General features: G+C 72.1%; 17 protein-coding genes. 3 read left to right on the forward strand and 14 right to left on the reverse strand.

What is annotated here, in order from left to right; all coding sequences use genetic code 11:
- Nucleotides 1-110: 110 nt before the first annotated feature.
- The 9 genes from DEJ43_RS18575 to DEJ43_RS18615 all read right to left on the reverse strand — a co-directional run bounded on the left by DEJ43_RS18575 (nucleotide 111) and on the right by DEJ43_RS18615 (nucleotide 9944).
- A complete protein-coding gene (locus DEJ43_RS18575) occupies nucleotides 111-917 on the reverse strand; it encodes an HAD family hydrolase (RefSeq protein WP_015034932.1) in 807 nt (268 codons plus the stop codon).
- A complete protein-coding gene (gene serS / locus DEJ43_RS18580; protein ID WP_015034933.1) occupies nucleotides 914-2203 on the reverse strand; it encodes a serine--tRNA ligase in 1290 nt (429 codons plus the stop codon). The genes DEJ43_RS18575 and serS overlap by 4 nt, the downstream gene beginning before the upstream one ends.
- 497 nt (nucleotides 2204-2700) lie before the next feature.
- Nucleotides 2701-3636 (reverse strand): prephenate dehydratase, encoded by a 936-nt coding sequence (pheA, locus tag DEJ43_RS18585; protein WP_015034934.1) that lies wholly within the window; start codon nucleotides 3634-3636, stop codon nucleotides 2701-2703.
- 78 nt (nucleotides 3637-3714) lie between these two features.
- Nucleotides 3715-4986 carry an iron uptake transporter deferrochelatase/peroxidase subunit gene (gene efeB, locus DEJ43_RS18590; RefSeq protein WP_015034935.1) on the reverse strand — a complete coding sequence of 424 codons (1272 nt, stop codon included), beginning with the start codon at nucleotides 4984-4986 and terminating at the stop codon, nucleotides 3715-3717.
- Nucleotides 4987-4989: 3 nt separating this feature from the next.
- A complete protein-coding gene (locus tag DEJ43_RS18595; RefSeq protein ID WP_015034936.1) occupies nucleotides 4990-6936 on the reverse strand; it encodes a copper resistance CopC/CopD family protein in 1947 nt (648 codons plus the stop codon).
- 45 nt (nucleotides 6937-6981) lie between these two features.
- Nucleotides 6982-7461 carry a copper chaperone PCu(A)C gene (locus DEJ43_RS18600; RefSeq protein ID WP_015034937.1) on the reverse strand — a complete coding sequence of 160 codons (480 nt, stop codon included), beginning with the start codon at nucleotides 7459-7461 and terminating at the stop codon, nucleotides 6982-6984.
- A complete protein-coding gene (locus DEJ43_RS18605) occupies nucleotides 7458-8186 on the reverse strand; it encodes an SCO family protein (RefSeq protein WP_015034938.1) in 729 nt (242 codons plus the stop codon). Before DEJ43_RS18605 ends, DEJ43_RS18600 begins: the two co-directional genes overlap by 4 nt.
- Nucleotides 8187-8231: 45 nt before the next feature.
- Nucleotides 8232-9005 (reverse strand): YcnI family copper-binding membrane protein, encoded by a 774-nt coding sequence (locus DEJ43_RS18610; RefSeq protein ID WP_015034939.1) that lies wholly within the window; start codon nucleotides 9003-9005, stop codon nucleotides 8232-8234.
- 144 nt (nucleotides 9006-9149) lie between these two features.
- Nucleotides 9150-9944 (reverse strand): hypothetical protein, encoded by a 795-nt coding sequence (locus tag DEJ43_RS18615; protein ID WP_015034940.1) that lies wholly within the window; start codon nucleotides 9942-9944, stop codon nucleotides 9150-9152.
- A 213-nt stretch (nucleotides 9945-10157) separates the two neighbouring features.
- Between DEJ43_RS18615 and DEJ43_RS18620 the strand changes: the two genes are divergently transcribed.
- Nucleotides 10158-10694, forward strand: a complete 537-nt coding sequence (locus tag DEJ43_RS18620) for an ATP-binding protein (RefSeq protein ID WP_015034941.1) — start codon at nucleotides 10158-10160, stop codon at nucleotides 10692-10694.
- Nucleotides 10695-10779: 85 nt separating this feature from the next.
- Here DEJ43_RS18620 and DEJ43_RS18625 read toward each other — a convergent pair whose 3' ends face one another.
- Nucleotides 10780-12240, reverse strand: a complete 1461-nt coding sequence (locus DEJ43_RS18625) for an aminopeptidase P family protein (protein ID WP_015034942.1) — start codon at nucleotides 12238-12240, stop codon at nucleotides 10780-10782.
- A gap of 197 nt (nucleotides 12241-12437) precedes the next feature.
- Nucleotides 12438-13889 (reverse strand): PP2C family protein-serine/threonine phosphatase, encoded by a 1452-nt coding sequence (locus DEJ43_RS18630; RefSeq protein ID WP_078508690.1) that lies wholly within the window; start codon nucleotides 13887-13889, stop codon nucleotides 12438-12440.
- Between the two features lie 565 nt (nucleotides 13890-14454).
- On the opposite strand from DEJ43_RS18630, the gene DEJ43_RS18635 reads away from it, so the two are divergent.
- Nucleotides 14455-15135, forward strand: coding sequence for a bifunctional DNA primase/polymerase (locus tag DEJ43_RS18635; protein ID WP_015034944.1), 681 nt, complete (start codon nucleotides 14455-14457; stop codon nucleotides 15133-15135).
- Nucleotides 15136-15353: 218 nt separating this feature from the next.
- The gene (locus tag DEJ43_RS18640) at nucleotides 15354-15995 is read left to right on the forward strand and encodes a hypothetical protein (RefSeq protein ID WP_051025899.1); all 642 of its coding nucleotides are present in this window, start codon (nucleotides 15354-15356) and stop codon (nucleotides 15993-15995) included.
- 220 nt (nucleotides 15996-16215) lie between these two features.
- Here the strand turns inward: DEJ43_RS18640 and DEJ43_RS18645 are convergent, their stop codons facing one another.
- The 3 genes from DEJ43_RS18645 to DEJ43_RS18655 all read right to left on the reverse strand — a co-directional run bounded on the left by DEJ43_RS18645 (nucleotide 16216) and on the right by DEJ43_RS18655 (nucleotide 19044).
- Entirely contained in the window at nucleotides 16216-17193 is a 978-nt protein-coding gene (locus tag DEJ43_RS18645) for a DUF5926 family protein (protein WP_041662663.1), read from the reverse strand.
- Between the two features lie 292 nt (nucleotides 17194-17485).
- Complete coding sequence (locus tag DEJ43_RS18650; RefSeq protein ID WP_071891400.1) at nucleotides 17486-18088, reverse strand: ATP-binding protein; 603 nt, start codon at nucleotides 18086-18088, stop codon at nucleotides 17486-17488.
- Between the two features lie 134 nt (nucleotides 18089-18222).
- Complete coding sequence (locus tag DEJ43_RS18655) at nucleotides 18223-19044, reverse strand: glycerophosphodiester phosphodiesterase (RefSeq protein ID WP_041662666.1); 822 nt, start codon at nucleotides 19042-19044, stop codon at nucleotides 18223-18225.
- Between the last annotated feature and the right edge of the window lie 155 nt (nucleotides 19045-19199).

Genomic DNA, 19199 nt, shown 5'->3' on the forward strand with positions numbered 1-19199 from the left:
CCTGGTCCGCGCGAGGCCGCCCCCTCTTCCCTGCCTCGTTCCGGTCGGGTCTCCCCGTAGCCGATCGGGTCTTCCCTCAGCCGGTCAGGCCGACAGAACCCCTCAGCCGGTCAGGCCGACAGAAGACGCTCCAGGACGACCGCGATGCCGTCCTCCTCGTTCGAGGTGGTGACCTCGTCCGCCACCGCCCGCAGTTCGTCGTGCGCGTTGCCCATGGCCACGCCGTGGGCCGCCCAGCCGAACATCGGGATGTCGTTCGGCATGTCGCCGAAGGCGATCGTCTCCGCGGCCTTCACACCCAGCCGGCGCGCCGCGAGCGAGAGGCCCGTCGCCTTGCTCAGGCCGAGCGGCAGGATCTCCACGATGCCCGGACCGGCCATGACGACGTCCACCAGACCGCCGACCGTCTCCCGGGCGGCCCGGGTGAGCTCGTCGTCCGTCAGCGTCGGGTGCTGGAGGTACAGCTTGGTCAGCGGCGCCGCCCACAGCTCCGCCGGGTCCTCGTACGGCACGTACGGCAGCGGCCCTTCGTGCGCCCGGTAGCCGGGGCCCATCAGGACCTCGCCCTCCAGACCGTCACGGCTGGCGGCCAGCGCCAGCGGGCCCACCTCCGCCTCGATCTTGGAGAGGGCGAGACCGGCGAGCTGCCGGTCCAGGGTCAGCGAGGTGAGCAGCCGGTGCTCCCCCGCGTGGTAGACCTGCGCGCCCTGCCCGCACACCGCGATGCCCTCGTAGCCGAGGTCGTCCAGGATGTGCCGGGTCCAGGGCACCGCCCGGCCGGTGACCACGATGTGCGCGGCGCCCGCCGCCGTGACGGCGGCGAGCGCGTCCCGCGTACGGTCCGAGACGGACTCGTCGGCGCGCAGCAGCGTGCCGTCGAGATCCGTCGCGACCAGGCGGTAGGGGAAGGGGCTCACTTGGCGATCGGCTCCAGGACCTCACGGCCGCCGAGGTAAGGCCGCAGCATCTCCGGCACCCGCACCGAGCCGTCGGCGAGCTGGTGGTTCTCCAGGATCGCCACGATGGTGCGCGGGACGGCGCAGAGCGTGCCGTTGAGGGTGGCCAGCGGCTGCACGACCTTCTTGCCGCCCTGGTCGTCGCGCATGCGGACGGAGAGGCGACGGGCCTGGAAGCTGTCGCAGTTGGAGGCCGAGGTCAGCTCGCGGTACTTGCCCTGGGTCGGGATCCACGCCTCGCAGTCGAACTTGCGGGAGGCGGAGGCACCGAGGTCGCCGGTGGCGACGTCGATGACCTGGAAGGGCAGCTCAAGGCCGGTCAGCCACTGCTTCTCCCACTCCAGGAGCCGCTTGTGCTCGGCCTCGGCGTCCTCCGGAGCGACATAGGAGAACATCTCGACCTTGTCGAACTGGTGGACGCGGAAGATGCCGCGGGTGTCCTTGCCGTACGTGCCGGCCTCGCGGCGGAAGCAGGGCGAGAAGCCCGCGTACCGCAGCGGCAGCTTGTCCGCCTCGATGATCTCGTCCATGTGGTACGCAGCGAGGGGCACCTCGGACGTGCCGACGAGGTAGTAGTCGTCCTTCTCCAGGTGGTACACGTTCTCCGCGGCCTGGCCGAGGAAGCCGGTGCCCTCCATGGCGCGCGGACGGACCAGCGCCGGGGTCAGCATGGGGATGAAGCCGGCCTCGGTGGCCTGGGCGATCGCCGCGTTGACCAGGGCGAGCTCCAGGAGGGCGCCCACGCCGGTCAGGTAGTAGAAGCGCGAGCCGGAGACCTTGGCGCCCCGCTCGACGTCGATGGCGCCGAGCGCCTCGCCGAGCTCCAGGTGGTCCTTGGGCTCGAAGCCCTCGGCCGCGAAGTCGCGGATGGTGCCGTGCGTCTCGAGGACGACGAAGTCCTCCTCGCCGCCGACCGGGACGTCCGTGTGGACGATGTTCCCGAGCTGGAGCAGCAGCTTCCTGGCCGTCTCGTCGGCCTCGTTCTGCTCGGCCTCGGCGGCCTTGACGTCGGTCTTGAGCTGCTCGGCCTTCTGCAGGAGCTCGGCGCGCTCCTCGGGGGTGGCCTTGGGGATCAGCTTGCCGAGCGCCTTCTGCTCGGATCGGAGCTCGTCGAAGCGGACGCCGGACGACCTGCGCCGCTCATCGGCGGAGAGCAGGGCGTCGACGAGCGCGACGTCCTCTCCACGGGCGCGCTGGGAGGCGCGAACACGGTCGGGGTCCTCACGGAGCAGGCGAAGGTCAATCACCCCACCAGGCTACCGGTGCGCGTTCGTCCCACCCCACCGGATAACGTCACGCGAACGTCACGCGTGTTGTTTTGCCCGAATTGGGATACCCGGAAATGCTGGGCTCACGGCGCGCTCATTCAGTTATCCACAGGCTGTGCGGAAGATCTGTGGACTACCGGGAAGATCGCGTGGATTTCCCGCCCCGCACCTGCGAATTCCGTGATCAAACACCATTGAGCCACTCATTTGGGTGGGAATTGCTCGCTCCAAAGAGTTGGTCGCGCGAGGGGTGCTGACGAGGGCGTCTTCCCAGCGCTGTGGACAGGCAGGATGCCGCCGGGGAGTTGCTAGGGCGATTTGTCGACCTTGTCGGGGTGGGCTGTCGACTTGTCCCCAGGTCGCACGCGGAGCCTGTGGATAACTGCTGTGGGGAAGTGAAAATACGCAGGTAGGACTATCGGTTCGCACCTGTGGACGAACGCTCCCGCCGTCGGGAGCGTTCGGTCAGTATCGGGTCAGGCCCGACCGTCCTGGGCCCTCGCCAGCCAGTCGGAGGCCGCCATGAACTCCTGGTCCGACGTGCCGCGCCGCAGTGCGCGCACGTCCTCCACCGCGACGCCCGCCCTCGGGTACGAGCCGAGGAAGCGCACCTTGGGGCAGATCCGCTTGAGCCCCATCAGCGCCTCGCCCACCCGCCGGTCCGAGATATGTCCCTCGGCGTCCACGGCGAAGCAGTAGTTCCCGATCCCCGCCCCCGTGGGCCGGGACTGGATCAGCATCAGGTTCACCCCGCGCACCGCGAATTCCTGGAGCAGTTCGAGGAGGGCACCCGGATGATCGTCACCCAGCCAGAGCACCACCGAGGTCTTGTCCGCGCCGGTCGGCGCCGCGGGCCGGGCCGGCCTGCCCACCAGGACGAACCGCGTCTCCGCGTTCTCCGCGTCGTGGATCTCGGTGACCAGCGCTTCCAGGCCGTACGTGGCCGCCGCGAACTCCCCCGCGAAGGCGGCGTCGAAGCGGCCCTCCTGCACCAGCCGGGCGCCGTCCGCGTTGGACGCGGCCGACTCCCACACCGCCTCGGGCAGATGCGCCCGCAGCCAGTTCCGGACCTGCGGCTGGGCCACCGGGTGACCCGTCACCGTCTTGATCTCCGACAGCCTGGTCCCCGGGCGCACCAGCAGCGCGAAGGCGATCGGGAGCAGCACCTCGCGGTAGATCATCAGCGGCTCGCCGGAGGCCAGCTCGTCCAGGGTCGCGGTCACCCCGCCCTCGACCGAGTTCTCGATCGGTACGAGCGCGGCGGCGGCCTCCCCGTTCCGTACGGCGTCGAGCGCGGCCGGGACCGAGACCATCGGGACGAGTTCCCTCGTCGCGGCCTCGGGCAGCGTACGCAGCGCGGCCTCGGTGAAGGTGCCCTCGGGGCCGAGATACGTGTACCGGGTGGCGGACATACCGTCACCCTAATGGGCCCGGGGGCCGCGGGCCGCCCGCCCGGAGGGACGCGGACGTCCCGCCCGCGTCCGACGGCGTCACGACTCCAGGAGCCGCTGGCCCACGTACTCGCCCTCGGCGGGGCCGCCCGGGACCGCGAAGAGACCGCTCGACTCGTGCCGGATGAACTCCGACAGCGCGTCGCCCCGGTCGAGCTTGCGCTGCACCGGGACGAAGCCGCGCAGCGGATCCGCCTGCCAGCAGATGAAGAGGAGACCCGCGTCCGGCGTCCCGTCCGGACCGATGCCGTCGTGGAAGGAGAACGGCCTGCGCAGCATGGCCGCCCCGCCGTTCTGTTCGGGGGCGGAGATCCGGGAGTGCGCGTTGTCCGGGATGACCAGCTTCCCGTCCGGACCGAGCTTGTTCAGTTCGAGCTCGGTGGTCTCGGTGCCGCCGGTGAGCGGTGCCCCGTCGGACTTCCGCCGCCCGATCACCTTCTCCTGCCGGTCGAGCGGCAGCTTCTCCCAGTCGTCCAGGAGCATCCGGATCCGGCGCACCACCGCGTACGAGCCACCGGCCATCCAGGCGGCCGGGCCGGTCGCCCCGGCCGGGACGAAGATCCGCCGGTCGAAGTCGGGGTCGGTCGGCTTCGGGTTGCCCGTGCCGTCGACCTGCCCCATGAGGTTGCGCGCGGTCATCGGCTTCGCGGTGGCCCCGGCCGAGCGGTTGAAGCCGTTCATCTGCCAGCGCACCCGGGCCGCGTCGCCCGCGTCCTTCTGGAGGGTCCGCAGCGCGTGGAAGGCGACGAGCGCGTCGTCGGCGCCGATCTGCACCCACAGATCACCCTCCGAGCGCCGCGGATCGAGCGCGTCCGAGGAGAACGCGGGCAGCGGGTCGAGCTGGGCGGGGCGGCGCGCCGCCAGCCCGGTGCGGTCGAAGAACGTCCGGCCGAAGCCGATCGTGACCGTGAGGGAGGAGGGGCCCGCGTCGAGCGCGACGCCGGTGTCCCCGGCCGGGGCCTTGCCCGCCATCAGCGCCTTGGCCGACACCGACCAGCGGCGCAGCAGGGCGATCGCCTCCTTGCGGCCGGCGCCGGGGGCGAGGTCGAAGGCGATCAGATGACCGCGGGACTGGAGGGGATCGGTGATGCCGGCCTGATGTTTCCCGTGAAACATCACCTCGGTCGCACCGACCGTCGTCAGCGCGGGGGCGCCGCCGGCTCCGGTCCCGGCGGCGGTGCCGTCGCCGGACACGGCGGCGGAGACCCCGGCGCCGCCCGCGGCGCCGATGACCAGTCCGGCCGCGCCCGCCGCGCCGACGGTGCCGAGCAGCCGGCGCCGGGAGATCTCAAGGTTGTCGTTCTCGGTCACGGGTCAGCCGATCTTCACGTTCTTCTCGATGGTGGTCTGGTCGATGTCGGAGGTACGGACGGTCACCTGGATCCGCCACTCCCCGGGCATCGGGATCTGGACGCCGCTCGCGCTCCAGTGCCCGGTCTGGATCCGGTCGGGGGCGACGGGCAGCGGGCCGACGTTCTTCGCCTCCAGGGTGAGCGCGACCTTGATCTCGGGGACGTCCAGCGGCTTGCCGTTGGGGCGCTCGACGAAGAGGTGGAGCGCGTTGGCGCCGGTGCGGCCGGGGTCGAGGCTCAGCCGGACGACGCCCTTGCCGTCGACGCCGCCGGTGTCGAAGGGCAGCCGGATGTCCACGGGCCGGTCCGGTACGGCCGCCGGGCCGGAGGCGGCGGTGCCCCGCGCCGCCTCCTCCTCAGTGCGGCCGGGTTCGGTCGAGGTGAGGACGGTGGTCACGGCGAGCAGCACGACGGCGACGGCGGCCTCGGTCAGCACCGAGCGGCGCAGACCGGCCCGCTCCGGGTCGGCGTCCCGCTCCCTCTTGCGCCGCGCGGTGGCGACGGCGGCCCGCTGCCGGGCGAGCTGCGCGGCCCGCTCGGGATCGGCGGCCTCCGCGCCGTTCTGCTCGGCCTCTTCACGCTCCTCGGCCTCGTCGCCTTCCCCGGCCTCGTCGCCTTCCTCGGCCTCGCCGGCCTCTTCACCCTCCCCGGTTTCCCCGGTCGGCTTGGTGTCGGCCAGGCGCTGGGTCCAGCGGCGCGAGATCCACGCGATGCCGATGAGGACGCACATCAGACCGATCTTGACGAGCAGCAGCTGTCCGTAGCGGGTCCCGGTCAGGGCCGACCAGGAGCCGACCTGCCGCCAGGACTGGTAGATCCCGGTGGCGGCGAGGACGGCCACGGCCCCGAAGGCCACCTTGGAGAAGCGCTCGACCGCCGAGCGTTCGACGGAGGGTGCCTTGTAGAGGGAGACGAGGAGCACCGTGAGCCCGCCGAGCCAGGCGGCGACGGCCAGCAGGTGCAGGATGTCGACCGGCATGGCGATGCCGGGCTGGAGACCGGTCGACGCGTGCTCGGCCAGGGCCCAGGTGCCGGCGATCCCGGCGGCGACGACGGTGCCGCCGAGACCGAGCCCGAAGGAGAGGTCCTTCTTCTCCTTGGGGTCGGTGCGCCGGGCGTAGGCGCCGAAGAGGACGGCCACGAACAGCGCGGCCGCGCCGAGCAGCAGCAGCCGGGAGGTGAGCGCGGCGCCGGTCTTGGTCTCCAGGACCGCCTTCAGACCCGCCAGGTCGAAGGCGTCGGAGAGCTCGCCGGAGCCGGTGTACGGACTGCGCAGGAGCAGCATGGCGAGGGTGGCGCCGGTGAGGGCGAGCCAGCCCCGGACCACGGTCTGCTGGACGGGACGGACGCTCGCGCCGCGCGGCCAGCAGGCCAGGACGAAGGCACCGCCGCCGACGAGGACGGCGAAGCCGGCGTACGAGACGTAGCGCGCGATGCCGTAGAGGGCGCCGACGAGTCCGCCGCCGGCGGTGCGGTCGGGCAGCGCCACGGACGTCGTGGAAGGGGCGCCGATGGAGAAGGTGAAGGCACCCGCGATGGGGTGGCTGTCGGCCGACACGGTCTGCCAGGCCACGGTGTACGTGCCGTCCGGCAGCCCGGCGCGGAGCCCCACGCCGTACCGGACGATGGAGCCGCTGCACAGGTCGCGTATCTCGCCGGTGTCGGCCCTGCGGCCCGCCGGGTCGAGGACCCGGATCGAGTCGGGGCTCATGGCGACCTGCTCGGAGAAGGTGAGGTTGACCTCCTTGGGAGCGGTGGCGACCACCGCCCCGTCCTTCGGATCGCTTCCGGTCAGTGCCGCGTGCGCGGAGGCGGGGGCGGCACCGGCGAGCAGCGTGCCGAGCAGCGCGGCCGCGAGGATCAGCAGCCGGGCCAGGGCGGTACCGAGGCGCGGGGCGGTGGTTGTCATCTTCCGGTTCACTCCGTCAGTTCTGTGAGAACTCCGTCAACGCGCTCAGTGCTGCTGCGGGTTGTGGTTGGCGGCTTCGACGGGAAGGTCGACCTTGATCGGGTCGGACTTCTCGAAGTGGAGCTCGATGCTGACCTTCTCGCCCTGCTTGGGCTTCTTCTTCAGCTCCATGAACATGATGTGGTTGCCCCCGCGGGCCAGCTTCAGCTCCCCGTTCGCGGGGATGTCGAAGGACTTCACCGCCTGCATCTTCTGGTTCTTCGTCTCGTGGATCGTGACGTCGTCCGAGATGTCGCTGGTGACCGAGGTGAGCTTGTCCGCGGTGGCGCTGTCGTTCTTGATGGTGAGGAAGCCGCCGGCCATGTCCATCACGGGCTGGGGCATGAAGGCGCCGCTGACCTCCAGCTTCGGCTTGCCGCCGGAGGCGGCGCCGTCGGAGCTGTCGGACGAGGACGAACACCCGGTCAGTGCGAGCGCGGCGGCGAGCGCCACGGAGGCGGACAGGGTGGTGGTGCGGCGGTTCACGGGTTCTCCCCCTTGATGAGCTTCGGCAGATCCTTGGCGTAGTCGTCGACGGTCGCGTCCTCGCCGTACAGGACGTAGCCCTGGTCGGTCGTCGGCGAGAAGGCGATCACCTGTGCCCCGTGCATGGAGACGACCGTGCCGTCCTTCTCCTTCTTCGGCGGGTCGATGCCGATGCCGATCTGCCGGGCCCCCGCCTGGATGGTGGAGAACTCGCCGGTGAGCCCGGTGAAGGAGGGGTCACCGGCGGCGGGCAGCCACTTGGCCAGCTCGGCGGAGGTGTCCCGTTCGGGGTCGGTGGTGACGAAGACGACCTGGAGCTTGTCCTGGTCGGCCTTGGGGAGCTGCTTCTTGGCGATGGCGATGTTGCTCATCGTCAGGGGGCAGACGTCGGGGCAGTGCGTGTAGCCGAAGTAGATGAGCGTCGGCTTGCCCTTGGTCCGCTCCCGCAGGTCGTACTTCTGGCCCTTGGTGTCCGTGAGGACGAGTCCGGGCTTGGTGAACGGCCGGTCGAGGACGGTCGCGGCCTTGGTCGAGTCGTCGCCACCGGAGACCACGGCGACGGAGCCGGCGCCGCTGCCCGAGGGCTTGTCGTCGTTGCCGAGGCCGACGGCCGCGGTGATGCCGAGCGCGGCGACGATCGCGACCGCGGCGACGATCAGCGGGGTGCGCCGACCGGGCCGGGCCGGGCCGGCCTCGGGCTTCGGAGAGGTCTTCTCTGCGGACATGCTGAGTCTTCCGCTTCTTTCGCTTCGCTGGGTGAGGTGCGGCCGTCAGGCCGAGCGGCGGCGGCCGGCGAGGACACCGAAGGCGACGCCCGCGACACCGACGAGGATGCCGATGACGCCGAGGATCCGGGCGGTGGTGTCGGAGGAGTCGGCGGAGGCCGTCTCCTTCTTCGCGTCCGCGTCGTGACCGGACTTGGCGTCGTGCCCGGCCTTCTCGTCGGCGGAGGCCGAGGCGGACGGGGCGGCGCCGCCGCCGTGGTGGTCGGCGGAGGCGGCGGAGAGCTTCAGGACGGGGGCGGGGTTCTGCGGCTCCTCCGCGCCCTCCTTCTGCTCCTCGATCCAGCGCACGACCTCCTTGTTGTCGTACGTCTGGACGGCCTTGAGGACGAGCTGGTCGGCGTCCTCGGGGAGCTGGCCGAGGGAGAGCGGGAACTGCTGGAACTGGCCGGGGCCGATCTTCGAGCCGTCGGCGGTCCAGGTCACCTTGGACACGGCCTCGTTGATGGTCTTGCCGTGCAGCTGCAGCGGCTTGCTGAGCTTGCTCTTGGTCACCTCGGCCTTCCAGCCGGGGATGGGCTGCGGCATGACGGAGGCCAGCGGGTGGTCGAGCGGGAAGCTGACCTCGAGCTTCACGGTGGAGGCGTTGTCGCGCTCGTTCGGGACCTTGATGTTGACGGTCGCGTAGCCGCCCTTGGCGGCCTCGCCCTGCGGCTGCACGCTCACGTGCGCGAAGGCCGTGCCGGACAGCAGCACGACGGACGTGAGGGCGATGCCCCCGGCGAGGACGGCACGGGAGGCGGAAATACGGGAAACGTTCATGGCAGAAGACACTCCAGCTCGAAGAAGGTCGAGGAGATCCGACGCGCCAGAGAGCGAAGGGAACGACGACCGGGCGGTGCACCGGCGGCGGCCCTGGGCAGGCGTGCGGACGGGCGCGGCCCCGCTCCCGATGAGCGGTCCGCGTCAGGCTGCGAGGACGCAGTCCCCGGCCGGCGGGCCGCGCCGGATCACGGTGTGCTGGAGGGCCTCGGCCACCGGCGGCGGCGAGGAGTCGAAGGACGTGCGGACCGTCCGCCGCGCCCCGTCGGCCGGGGCGCCCGCGAGACCGGTGAGCAGCGCGCGTACGAGACGGAGCGCGGCCCACAGGGAGCGCACGAGGGCGCATTCGGCGAGCTCGGCCGCGCCCTGCTCGGAGAGCTCGACGAGCCGGGTGAGGGCGTGGTCGCCCCGGCGCAGCAGCCAGCCGGCGGCGAGCGCGGCGAGCAGGTGGCCGAGGACCATGGGCAGACCGGGCAGCAGCTCACCGGTGGGCGCGGTGGCCGTGGCGGCCGCGTGTCCGAGGTGGGCGTGTCCGCCGGCCTGGACGCCGGCCGGGTCGAGTCCCGCGTCGCGGACGATCCGGGTGGCGTCGGCGGTGCTGAGGGACGCCGTCCCCGCGCCGCAGACCAGCCGGGCCGCCATGCGCACCAGGGCGTCGTCGGCCTGGGCGCTCAGGCCGAGGTGGCGCTGGCCGAGGCCGAAGAGGAGGTGCAGGCCGAGCTGTCCGCCGGCGAGGGCGCCGACGACGAAGCCGAGGGAGCGCTCGCGTCCGGTGAACAGGACGGTGATCCCGAAGACACCGAGGAATCCGGCGAGCATGGTCCACAGGGCGATGCCCGCGCAGGCGGCGAGGGCGTGGCCGAGCGCGGACAGCACGACGCAGACCGCGGTGAACACCGCGGCCCTCAGCAGCCGTGGAGCGAGCGCGGGGGCAGACATGGCGGGCCCATCATCGCACCACGGGCCCCACCGGGATGAGGCAGGTCCGGAAGGTCGTTCTTGGGGTCCTTGGGGGTCTTCGAGGTGACATACACCGGCGCACGCGCCCGGTGCATCCGCCGAACGAGCGCTCTTGACGCTTCTTCGCGCTTACGAAGGGTTCTGTCCGGCAATAGGTATCGGTATGTCGAGCCGCTGCCGGGAGGCTGGAGCATGAGCATCTGGTGGTCACTCCATCTGCGGCGTGAGGCCGCGAGCGTGCCGCTCGCGCGAAGGCTTCTGATGGGCACGATGGAGACGGCGGGCGTCGATCCGGACGTGTCCTACGAACTGTCGGTCGCGCTGACGGAGGCCTGTGCGAACGCGGTGGAGCACGGCGGCGCGGGTGCCGCCCCGGGGCCGGGCGCGGCGGCGGGGGCGTACCGGGTGACGGCGTATCTGGACGGCGAGACCTGCCGCATCGAGGTGGCCGATTCGGGCCCGGGCTTCCCGCGTGCCGAGACGCGGACCGAGGCCGGCGCCGAGACCGGTGCCGAGACCGGTGTCGAGAACGGCGCTCGGGGCGGGGGCCGTCCCGGTGCCGCGCGGCCGGTGGCGCCGGCGGACGCCGAGCACGGCCGGGGGCTGCGGCTGATCGAGGAGCTCGCGGACCACGTGCAGTTCGGCAACCGGTCGGCCAGGGGCGGTGCGGTGGTCAGCTTCGACAAGATCCTGAAGTGGAAGGACACCCCCTCCCTGCTCATGGCGTGAGCCGTCGCGCGGGAGCCGTACGGCACGGGGAAGGGCCCCCGCCGGTCGGTCGGCGAGGGCCCTTCGGTTCCAACGTACGCGGTGTTCAGCCCTTCAGCGCGGCCATCCACGCCTCGACCTCGTCGGCGCGCCGGGGCAGCGCCTCCGAAAGGTTCCGGTTGCCGTCCTCGGTGACGAGGATGTCGTCCTCGATCCGGACGCCGATGCCGCGGTACTCCTCGGGCACGGTCAGGTCGTCGGCCTGGAAGTAAAGTCCCGGCTCGACGGTCAGGCACATGCCCGGCGCCAGGGTCGTGTCGACGTACGCCTCGGTGCGCGCGGCGGCGCAGTCGTGGACGTCCATGCCGAGCATGTGACCGGTGCCGTGCAGGGTCCAGCGGCGCTGCAGGCCGAGCTCAAGGACGCGCTCGACCGGGCCCTCGACGAGGCCCCACTCGACGAGCTTCTCGGCGAGGACGCGCTGGGCGGCGTCGTGGAAGTCGCGGTAGGCGGCGCCGGGCTTCACCGCGGCGATGCCGGCCTCCTGCGCCTCGTACACGGCGTCGTAGATCTTGCGCTGGAGCTCGGTGTACCGGCCGTTGATCGGCAGGGTGCGGGTGATGTCCGCGGTGTAGAGCTCGGTGGTCTCGACGCCGGCGTCGAGCAGCAGCAGGTCGCCGGAGCGGACGTCGCCGTCGTTGCGGACCCAGTGCAGGGTGGTGGCGTGCGGGCCGGCGGCGCAGATGGAGCCGTAGCCGATGTCGTTGCCCTCGACGCGGGCGCGCAGGAAGAAGGTTCCCTCGATGTAGCGCTCGCTGGTGGCCTCGGCCTTGTCGAGGACCTTGACGACGTCCTCGAAGCCGCGGGCGGTGGAGGCGCAGGCCTTCTCCAGCTCGGCGATCTCGAAGGAGTCCTTGATGAGCCGGGCCTCGGAGAGGTAGACGCGGAGTTCCTCGTCGCGCTCGGCGGTGACCTTGTCGGTGAGCGCGGCCTCGATGCCGGCGTCGTGGCCGCGGACGGCGCGGACGGGGCCGGTGGCCTCGCGCAGCGCGTCGGCGAGCTCGCGGACGTCCTTGGCGGGGAGGCCGAGGAGCTGCTCGGCCTCGGTGAGGGAGTGGCGGCGGCCGACCCACAGCTCGCCCTGGCCGTCCAGCCAGAACTCGCCGTTCTCGCGGTTGGAGCGCGGCAGCAGGTAGAGGGTGGCCTCGTGGCCGTCCTTCACCGGCTCCAGGACGAGGACGCCGTCCTGGGTCTGGTCGCCGGTGAGGTACGCGTACTCGGTGGAGGCGCGGAAGCTGTACTCGGTGTCGTTCGACCGGGTCTTCAGGTTGCCGGCCGGGATCACCAGGCGCTCGCCCGGGAAGCGGGCGGAGAGCGCGGCGCGGCGCGCAGCGGTCTTGTCGGCCTGGGCGATCGGCTCGAGGCCGTGCAGCTCGGTGTCGGCCCAGCCGGACTTCATGTTCTCGGCCAGCTCGTCGGAGACGCCCGGGTACAGGCCGTTCTTCCGCTGCTTGATCGCCTGTTCCTCAGTCTCTTCCGGGGTCTCCGGCGTGAGCTCCTCGGCCACGGGTCTGCCTCCTCTTGGTACGACACTGAACCCCCACCATCGTACGGTCGTACGGAAGGGGGCCCAGGGCCGGAAGACCCATTACCGGAATCTCACGCTCCGCTTATTCGTCCTCACCGGTCCGCTTACTCCTCCTCACCGGTGCCGTCAGGTGCCTGATCGGCAAGGCACCCCCCCGCCCATCGGCAAGACGCCCCCTAGTCGAAGCGCGCGGCGAGCAGCACCACGTCCTCACCGTCCACGGCCGGGTCGAGGCCCTCGGGCAGCAGGGTCCGCAGCACGTGGTCGGCGACGGCGCCCGGGTCGTGCCGGTCCGCCTTCGGCACGCTCGACGCCGCCGCGTGGAGCCGGGCGAAGGCCCGGTCCATGGCGTCGCCGGTACGGCGCAGCAGCCCGTCCGTGTACAGAAGCACCGTTTCTCCGGGCGCCGGGGACAGCTCCACGCTCGGCGCCTCCCAGCAGGAGAGCATCCCGAGCGGGGCCGAGAGCGAGGTCTCGACGAACTCGGTCCGCCGGTCGCCGATGACCAGCGGCGGGGCGTGGCCGGCCCCGGCGAGGACGATCCTGCGCCGGGCAGGCTCGGCGTAGGCGAAGAGCGCGGTCGCCGACCGGGCCGGTTCGGTGAGCCGGAGCAGCAGCTCCAGGTCGGAGAGGACGGCCACCGGGTCCTCGCCCTCCATCACCGCGTACGCCCGGAGGGAGGCGCGCAGCCGCCCCATGGCGGCGAGCGCGCTGGGCCCGGTGCCGGAGACGGAGCCGACGGCGAGGCCGAGGGCCCCCTCGGGCAGCGGCAGCGCGTCGTACCAGTCGCCCCCGCCGCGGGGCCCGGTGCGGTGGCGGGCGGCGAGCTGGACGCCGGGGACGCGGGGGAGACGGCTGGGCAGCAGCTCCTCCGCGACGGTCGCGACCTGGACGCGGGCGCGCTCGACCTGGAGCAGGCGGGCGAGGTGCTCGGTGGCGAACCGGCCGTAGAGCCCGATGAGGTGGCGCTGGCGGTCGGTGGGTTCGGCGGGTTCGTCGTAGAGCCAGACGGCGGCACCGAGCCGGCCCGCCTCCTCGGTGGCGAGGGGCAGGGCGTAACTGGCGGCGTAGCCGAGGCGGGCGGCGACCTCGCGGTGGCGCGGATCGAGGCCTTCCTCGGTGCGGACGTCACGGATGGCGATCGGATCGGGGACCCGCTCGGGGTGGACCGGATCGGGAAGGCCGTCGAGGAGACGGCCGTAGCTGCTGGTTCCGCGCGGGACGGTCTCGATGGTGCCCAGATCGGCGTGGGCGAGGCCGAGTCCGATGGTGGAGGCGGGGCCGAGCCCGTCGGCCGGTTCGAGGACGGCCATGCCGCGGCGGGCCCCGACGAGGGCGGCGCCGGCGGCGAGCACCTCACGGAGGGCCTCGTCGAGGACGGCGGTCCTGATGAGGCGCTCGGTGAGTTCGTGGAGGGTGGTGAGGTCGGAGACCCAGGAGGCGAGGCGGTCCTGGATCAGCGCGCCGGGCGGGGGGACCGGGTCGGAGGGTGCCGCGGCCGCGGGGACCCCGGGAAGGGGCGACGTAGTGTGCGGGGACCCGGGAACCGTGGAATCGATTCCAGCCACTTTCGGCAAGTGCGGGGCACTCATGTCAGTCGGCTTTCCGACCGGTGCGTTTGACGCCATAGCATCGCAAACCCCCATGTCATTCTGAGCCGCTCGATGCATCCACATGTACACGCACAAGAGGAACGATGTCCAGCATTGTCCCCACGGGACTTGTGGTGTCCGTGAGGTCGTGCGAGGGGGTTGAAGTACGAGGGAAGTTGGCCGAAAATTGTCCTCGGTGTGCACCTTTTGCGGTCGACTGGCGTCGTTTGAAGGCGCGTCATTCCGAGCGTGCTGGGTACGTAATCGATGACAGGCAGGGGCAGTTGAAGCCGCCCCGGACCGTGACGCGGAACCCCGGCGTCCTTCTCGCCGCAGGCCGCAGCCCGTCACCGAGTGGCGGGGAACGTGTTCTGACCCGCCCTGGTTCCGACCCCGGCTCCACCTCGTTCTGACCCGGCTCCACCTGGTACTGAGCTCGCTCCATCTGGTTCCACGTGGTTCCACCTGGTTCCGGCCCGGCCGCCCCCGCTGCGACGGGGGCCGCCATTCCGCCGACCCGGTACGCGCTGATACGCACGGTGAAGTGTCCTGCACATGGTGTGATGTGGATTCGGCGTTCAACGGAAAGGAACGAGCGCACATGCGCGAGATCCTCGGAAGGCGACGCAGGCTCCGGTTCCGGCGCAAGGCGAGGACCGCCCGGCTCGACGCGGCGGTCACCTTCGCCGTCGAGTGGGGCTGGCCCGTCCTGCCGGGAGCGGGCCTGAGAGCGACGACCCGCACGGCCGCGGGCCCGGCCTGCTCCTGCCCCGACCCGGACTGCGTGGTGCCCGGCGCCCACCCCTACGACCCCGGACTGCTCGCCGCCACCACGGACGAGCGGATGATCCGCTGGTGGTGGACCAGGCGCCCGGACGCGCCGGTCGTCCTCGCCACCGGCGGCCGCGCGCCCTGCGCGGTCAGCCTGCCCGCGGTGGCGGGCGCGCGGGCGCTCGCCGCGCTCGACGCGACGGGCATGCGGCTCGGCCCGGTGGTGGCCACCCCGACGCGGTGGTCGATCCTCGTGGCCCCGTACGGCCTCGAACGGCTCGGTGAGCTGCTGTACGCGAAGGACAGCGTGCCCAGTTCGCTGCGGTTCCATGGAGAGGGCGGCTATCTACTCCTGCCGCCGTCGGTCGCCGGGACCGGCCAGGTGCGCTGGGAGCGGGCTCCGCTCGCCGGTTCGGCCCGGCCGTGGCTGCCGGACGTGGAGGCCGTGGTCGACGCGCTGATCGAGGCGAGCACGAGCACCCCGGGCGGCGGGAGCCGGCTGGCGTACTGAGGCGGCGGCCGGCGGCGTACTGAGGCGGCGGCTGGCGTACTGAGGGGGTCGCCGTCGGCGTACTGAGGCGGCGGCCGGCACTTCTCTTCACCCGAACGGGTGTGTCCTGGTCCGACTTGTACGGGAAACGGGCGCGCGGCCGACCGGGCGCCCGTCGGCCGCCGCTATGTTCACCCCACCGTTCAAGATCTCCAGCCGAGCAGGAGCAGGTGGGGCACATGAGTCCGGTGAACCTCCGCGTGGTCGGACTCGGGGCCGTCGTCACGGCCGCCGTCCTGTTGCCGCTCGTCGCGATGGCGGGCCCAACGGGCGAACCCGTACGACCGGCCGGGGCGGCCGGAGGGGCCGACGCGAAGCCCGGCGACCTGTGGGAGGGCCTCGGCCTGGAGCCCCGCGCGCCGGAGGCCGCTCCCGCGCCGGCGACCTCCGCCGCTCCGGGGCCCGTATCCGGGCCCGCCGCCGGGTCCACTCCGGGCTCCGTGGCTGGAGCCGGTCAGGACTCCCCCGAGCGGGTCACGCACTGTGGGCCGGAACTAGCCTCTCCCGAGGGGGTCGAGGCGCAGACCTGTGTGCTCGCGGAAGGACCGGACACCTGGGCGCGTACGTACTACCGGAACGCGACCGGCCAGAATCTCGACGCGTTTCTGACCCTCCTGGCACCCGGTGGGCGGACCGTACAAGTCCGCTGCCCGGTCCCCGCGCAGGACGAACCGGGAACCTGTGAAACACCCAGGGAGCGCGGCAAGGGCGCGTCCACGGCGTATACGGCGGTGGCGGAATTCGCGGGTACGGGCGAGGGGGACAACACTCCGCTGCTGCTCCGAGCGGGCAGCAACACCGCGGACAGCGAAGGAAGTTGAGGGTCGACGCCCCGGACCTCGCCGGAAGCGGACATGGAAAGGCCCGATCGCTGGCGACGGGGGATGCACCAGCGACCGGGCTTCCAGAACGGTAACAAGAGATCTGCTGTTCGCAAATTCGATCTCGGTTATTCGGACAGGGATTTACCTGTCCGAAGACCAGGTTGTGGCCGAAGTCACCGACTGGTCGGTCTGTCAGTCACCGATACCACCTGGGGTATCAGCTGAGAGTCACCTGACGGTTCGTGAGGCCGCCGCGCGCCCGCCGCTCCTCGGCCGTGAGCGGGGCGTCCGAGGCGAGCGCCCCGGCCAGCCGCTCGGCGAACTCGGCGGCCGGCTTCTCGCACTCCTCGGCCGTCATCGCCGTCGGCAGGTCCCAGACCGGCACCATCAGCCCGTGGGCACGGAACGAACCGACCAAGCGGGTGTCGGCACCCAGGGAGGTCGAACCGGCGGCCTGCAGGCGGGCGAGCGCGTCGAGGAGCTTCTCCTCCGGGTACGGCATGACCCAGCGCAGGTGGTTCTTCTCCGGGGTCTCGCACCAGTACGCCGAGTCGACGCTCGCCAGCTTCACCGTCGGGATCGCGGCGGCGTTGGCACGCTCCAGGGAGGCGGCGACCTCCGGGTCGGCACCGTCGGCGGACTGCGGGATCCAGAACTCGAAGCCCGTGTGGACCTCCGGCGCGAACTCGGCGTCCGCGTCGAGCAGGTCCTGGAGGCGCGGGCCCTCGGCCGGAACCCGGCGCGCCGGGATCGGCGTGCCCGGCTCGGCCTCAAGGGCGCGCTGAAGGGTGTCGGCGAGGTCGCGGGCGAGGTCGCCGGAGGTGGCCTCGTTCTGCAGGGCGAGCAGGACCGAGCCGTCGTCCCGGCGGAGCGCCGGCCAGGCCATCGGCAGCACGGTCGCGAGCGTCACCGAGGGAACGCCCTCCGGGAGGCCGTCCTTCAGGGTGAGCGGCACGGTCGCGGCGGGCACCAGCTCGCGCAGCGCGACCCAGTCGCACTCGCCGGCCAGGCCCTCGAAGGGACGCTGGACGAGCTCGGTGACGGCGTGCGCGGCGGCCCGGCCGTGACACGCCTTGTAGCGGCGGCCCGAACCGCACGGGCACGGCTCGCGCGCCCCGACGACCGGGATCTCCCCGTTCGTGACCTGTGCCTGGCCGGTCTTGCCGGCCTTCGTCTGGGGGCGCTTCTTGGCCATGGTGTGGCTTTCTCCCGATCGCGGCGGTGCGGTGCGTGTGCGGTGCTTGTTCCGGCGCGAGCCTAGCCGCACCGGGCACCCACACCCCTCAGGCGGGCCGCTGCCCCATGAGCGGGACGGCGGCCACCGGGGCCGTACGCGATCGGTGGGGAGCGCCGAACGCGGCCGGCCGGCCGACTCGCCGTGCGCCGCGCCGTACGCCGCCAGTCCAGCTCGCCGTACGCCGCCAGCCGGTCGTCGTACGTCGTCCTCCAGGTCCCCGAATGCCGTCAGTCCAGAGCGCCGTACCCCGTCAGTCCAGGTCGTCGTACGCGTCCAGGATGTCGAAGCGGGAGCCGCCGCCCACTCGGGCCGCGAAGTCCTCACGGCGGTGTCCCTCGGTGACCACCACCCAGACCGTGACCTCGCCGGTCGCGCTGTCCCGTACGCCCCAGTCCTGGGCCAGCGCGCTGATGATGTTCAGCCCGCGCCCGCCCCGTGCGGTGACCGAGGGCGTCGCCGGAACGGGCCGCGTCGGCCCGCCGCCGTCCGTGACCTCGACCCTGAGACCGCCCGCCGAGTCGACCCGCCAGGCCGCCCGTACATCCCCGTCGCCACGATCCGCCCGCCCCAGCGGCCTGCCGTACCGGCAGGCATTGCTGAGCAGCTCGGAAAGGATCAGCACCGCGTCGTCGACGACCGAATCGGACACCCCGCTGCGGTACAGCTCGTCCCGCATCCGGTGTCTCGCCTCACCCACGCCCGCAGGGCCATGGGGTACGGCCATGCTCGACGACGTGGGCACCTCCTGTGCCACCACCAACGCCACCCCCGAGACCTCCTTTGCCCCACGCCACCGTGTGGATGCCCCAATGGACTGGACCGGAAACCGGCCAATCCGCGTTCGATGAGGCACTCGTGACGATCGCGTACGCGGTGAACGCGCCGGTGCACTCCCCGCAGGCCCCGCCGACCCTTGTGGCGTAAGGGAAAGGAGGGGTTCAGGGGACGGGAATCGGACGCCCGGCGGGTGTCGGCAGGTCGGAAGACTCAGTCGCGGCCCAGCTGCGCGAGCACCTGCTTGGGACGGTTGGTGATGATCGCGTCCACGCCCAGCCGCTCGCAGAGCTCGACGTCCTCCGCCTCGTCCACGGTCCAGACGTGCACCTGGTGACCGGCCTTCTGCAGCCGCAGGATCACCGCCGGATTGTGCCGGACGATCCGGATCGAAGGCCCGGCGATGCGCGCGCCCGCGGGGAGCCGCCCGTCGCGCAGCCTCGGCGAGACGAACTGGGCGAGGGAGACGGTGGGGAGCGTCGGCGAGGCCGCGGCGATCCGGTGCAGGGAGCGGGCCGAGAAGCTCATGACGCGTACGGGGGAGTCCGCGGCGGACGCGGGCGCGTCCAGGCCGAACCGCTTGAGGAGCTGGAGCAGCCGCTCCTCGACCTGGCCCGCCCAGCGGGTGGGGTGCTTGGTCTCGATGGCCAGCTCGACCCGGCGCCCGGCGTCGGAGACCAGCTCCAGGAGGCGCTCCAGGGTGAGGACCGAGGTCGATCCGGGGTCGCTCCGGTCGGGGCTCTCTCGGGAGTCCTCGCGGCCCTTCCAGGTGCCGAAGTCGAGGGCGGCGAGATCGGCGAGTTCGAGGGCGGAGACGGCGCCGCGGCCGTTGGAGGTGCGGTCGACGCGGCGGTCGTGGACGCAGACGAGGTGGCCGTCGGCGGTGAGCCGGACGTCGCACTCCAGGGCGTCGGCGCCGTCCTCGATGGCCTTCACATAGGCGGCCAGGGTGTGTTCCGGAGCGTCCTCGGAGGCTCCGCGGTGGGCGACGACCTGGACGGGGCCGCGGTTCGGGTGCTGCCGTGCGTGAGTCACGGCGTCATGGTGCCATTGGCGGGGTGGGGCGGGCACACCGGAAGGCGTCCGTTCTGTCCGTATATAAAGGTGGGGGTGCGAACGCACAGCTCCGCCTTACAGCGGTCTGACGTCCTGTGGGAAAAGCTTGTGCAGCACCCTGGAGCCAGGCAGGT

The organism is Streptomyces venezuelae ATCC 10712 (assembly GCF_008639165.1).
Classification (GTDB): Bacteria; Actinomycetota; Actinomycetes; order Streptomycetales; family Streptomycetaceae; genus Streptomyces; species Streptomyces venezuelae.

Coding starts and splice junctions, on each gene's coding strand:
- pheA (WP_015034934.1), bottom strand. CDS start 3,636: ATGTCCGCCACCCGGTACACGTATCTCGGCCCCGAGGGCACCTTCACC.
- DEJ43_RS18595 (WP_015034936.1), bottom strand. CDS start 6,936: ATGACAACCACCGCCCCGCGCCTCGGTACCGCCCTGGCCCGGCTGCTG.
- DEJ43_RS18605 (WP_015034938.1), bottom strand. CDS start 8,186: ATGTCCGCAGAGAAGACCTCTCCGAAGCCCGAGGCCGGCCCGGCCCGG.
- DEJ43_RS18610 (WP_015034939.1), bottom strand. CDS start 9,005: ATGAACGTTTCCCGTATTTCCGCCTCCCGTGCCGTCCTCGCCGGGGGC.
- DEJ43_RS18615 (WP_015034940.1), bottom strand. CDS start 9,944: ATGTCTGCCCCCGCGCTCGCTCCACGGCTGCTGAGGGCCGCGGTGTTC.
- DEJ43_RS18620 (WP_015034941.1), top strand. CDS start 10,158: ATGAGCATCTGGTGGTCACTCCATCTGCGGCGTGAGGCCGCGAGCGTG.
- DEJ43_RS18630 (WP_078508690.1), bottom strand. CDS start 13,889: ATGGCGTCAAACGCACCGGTCGGAAAGCCGACTGACATGAGTGCCCCG.
- DEJ43_RS18635 (WP_015034944.1), top strand. CDS start 14,455: ATGCGCGAGATCCTCGGAAGGCGACGCAGGCTCCGGTTCCGGCGCAAG.
- DEJ43_RS18640 (WP_051025899.1), top strand. CDS start 15,354: ATGAGTCCGGTGAACCTCCGCGTGGTCGGACTCGGGGCCGTCGTCACG.
- DEJ43_RS18645 (WP_041662663.1), bottom strand. CDS start 17,193: ATGGCCAAGAAGCGCCCCCAGACGAAGGCCGGCAAGACCGGCCAGGCA.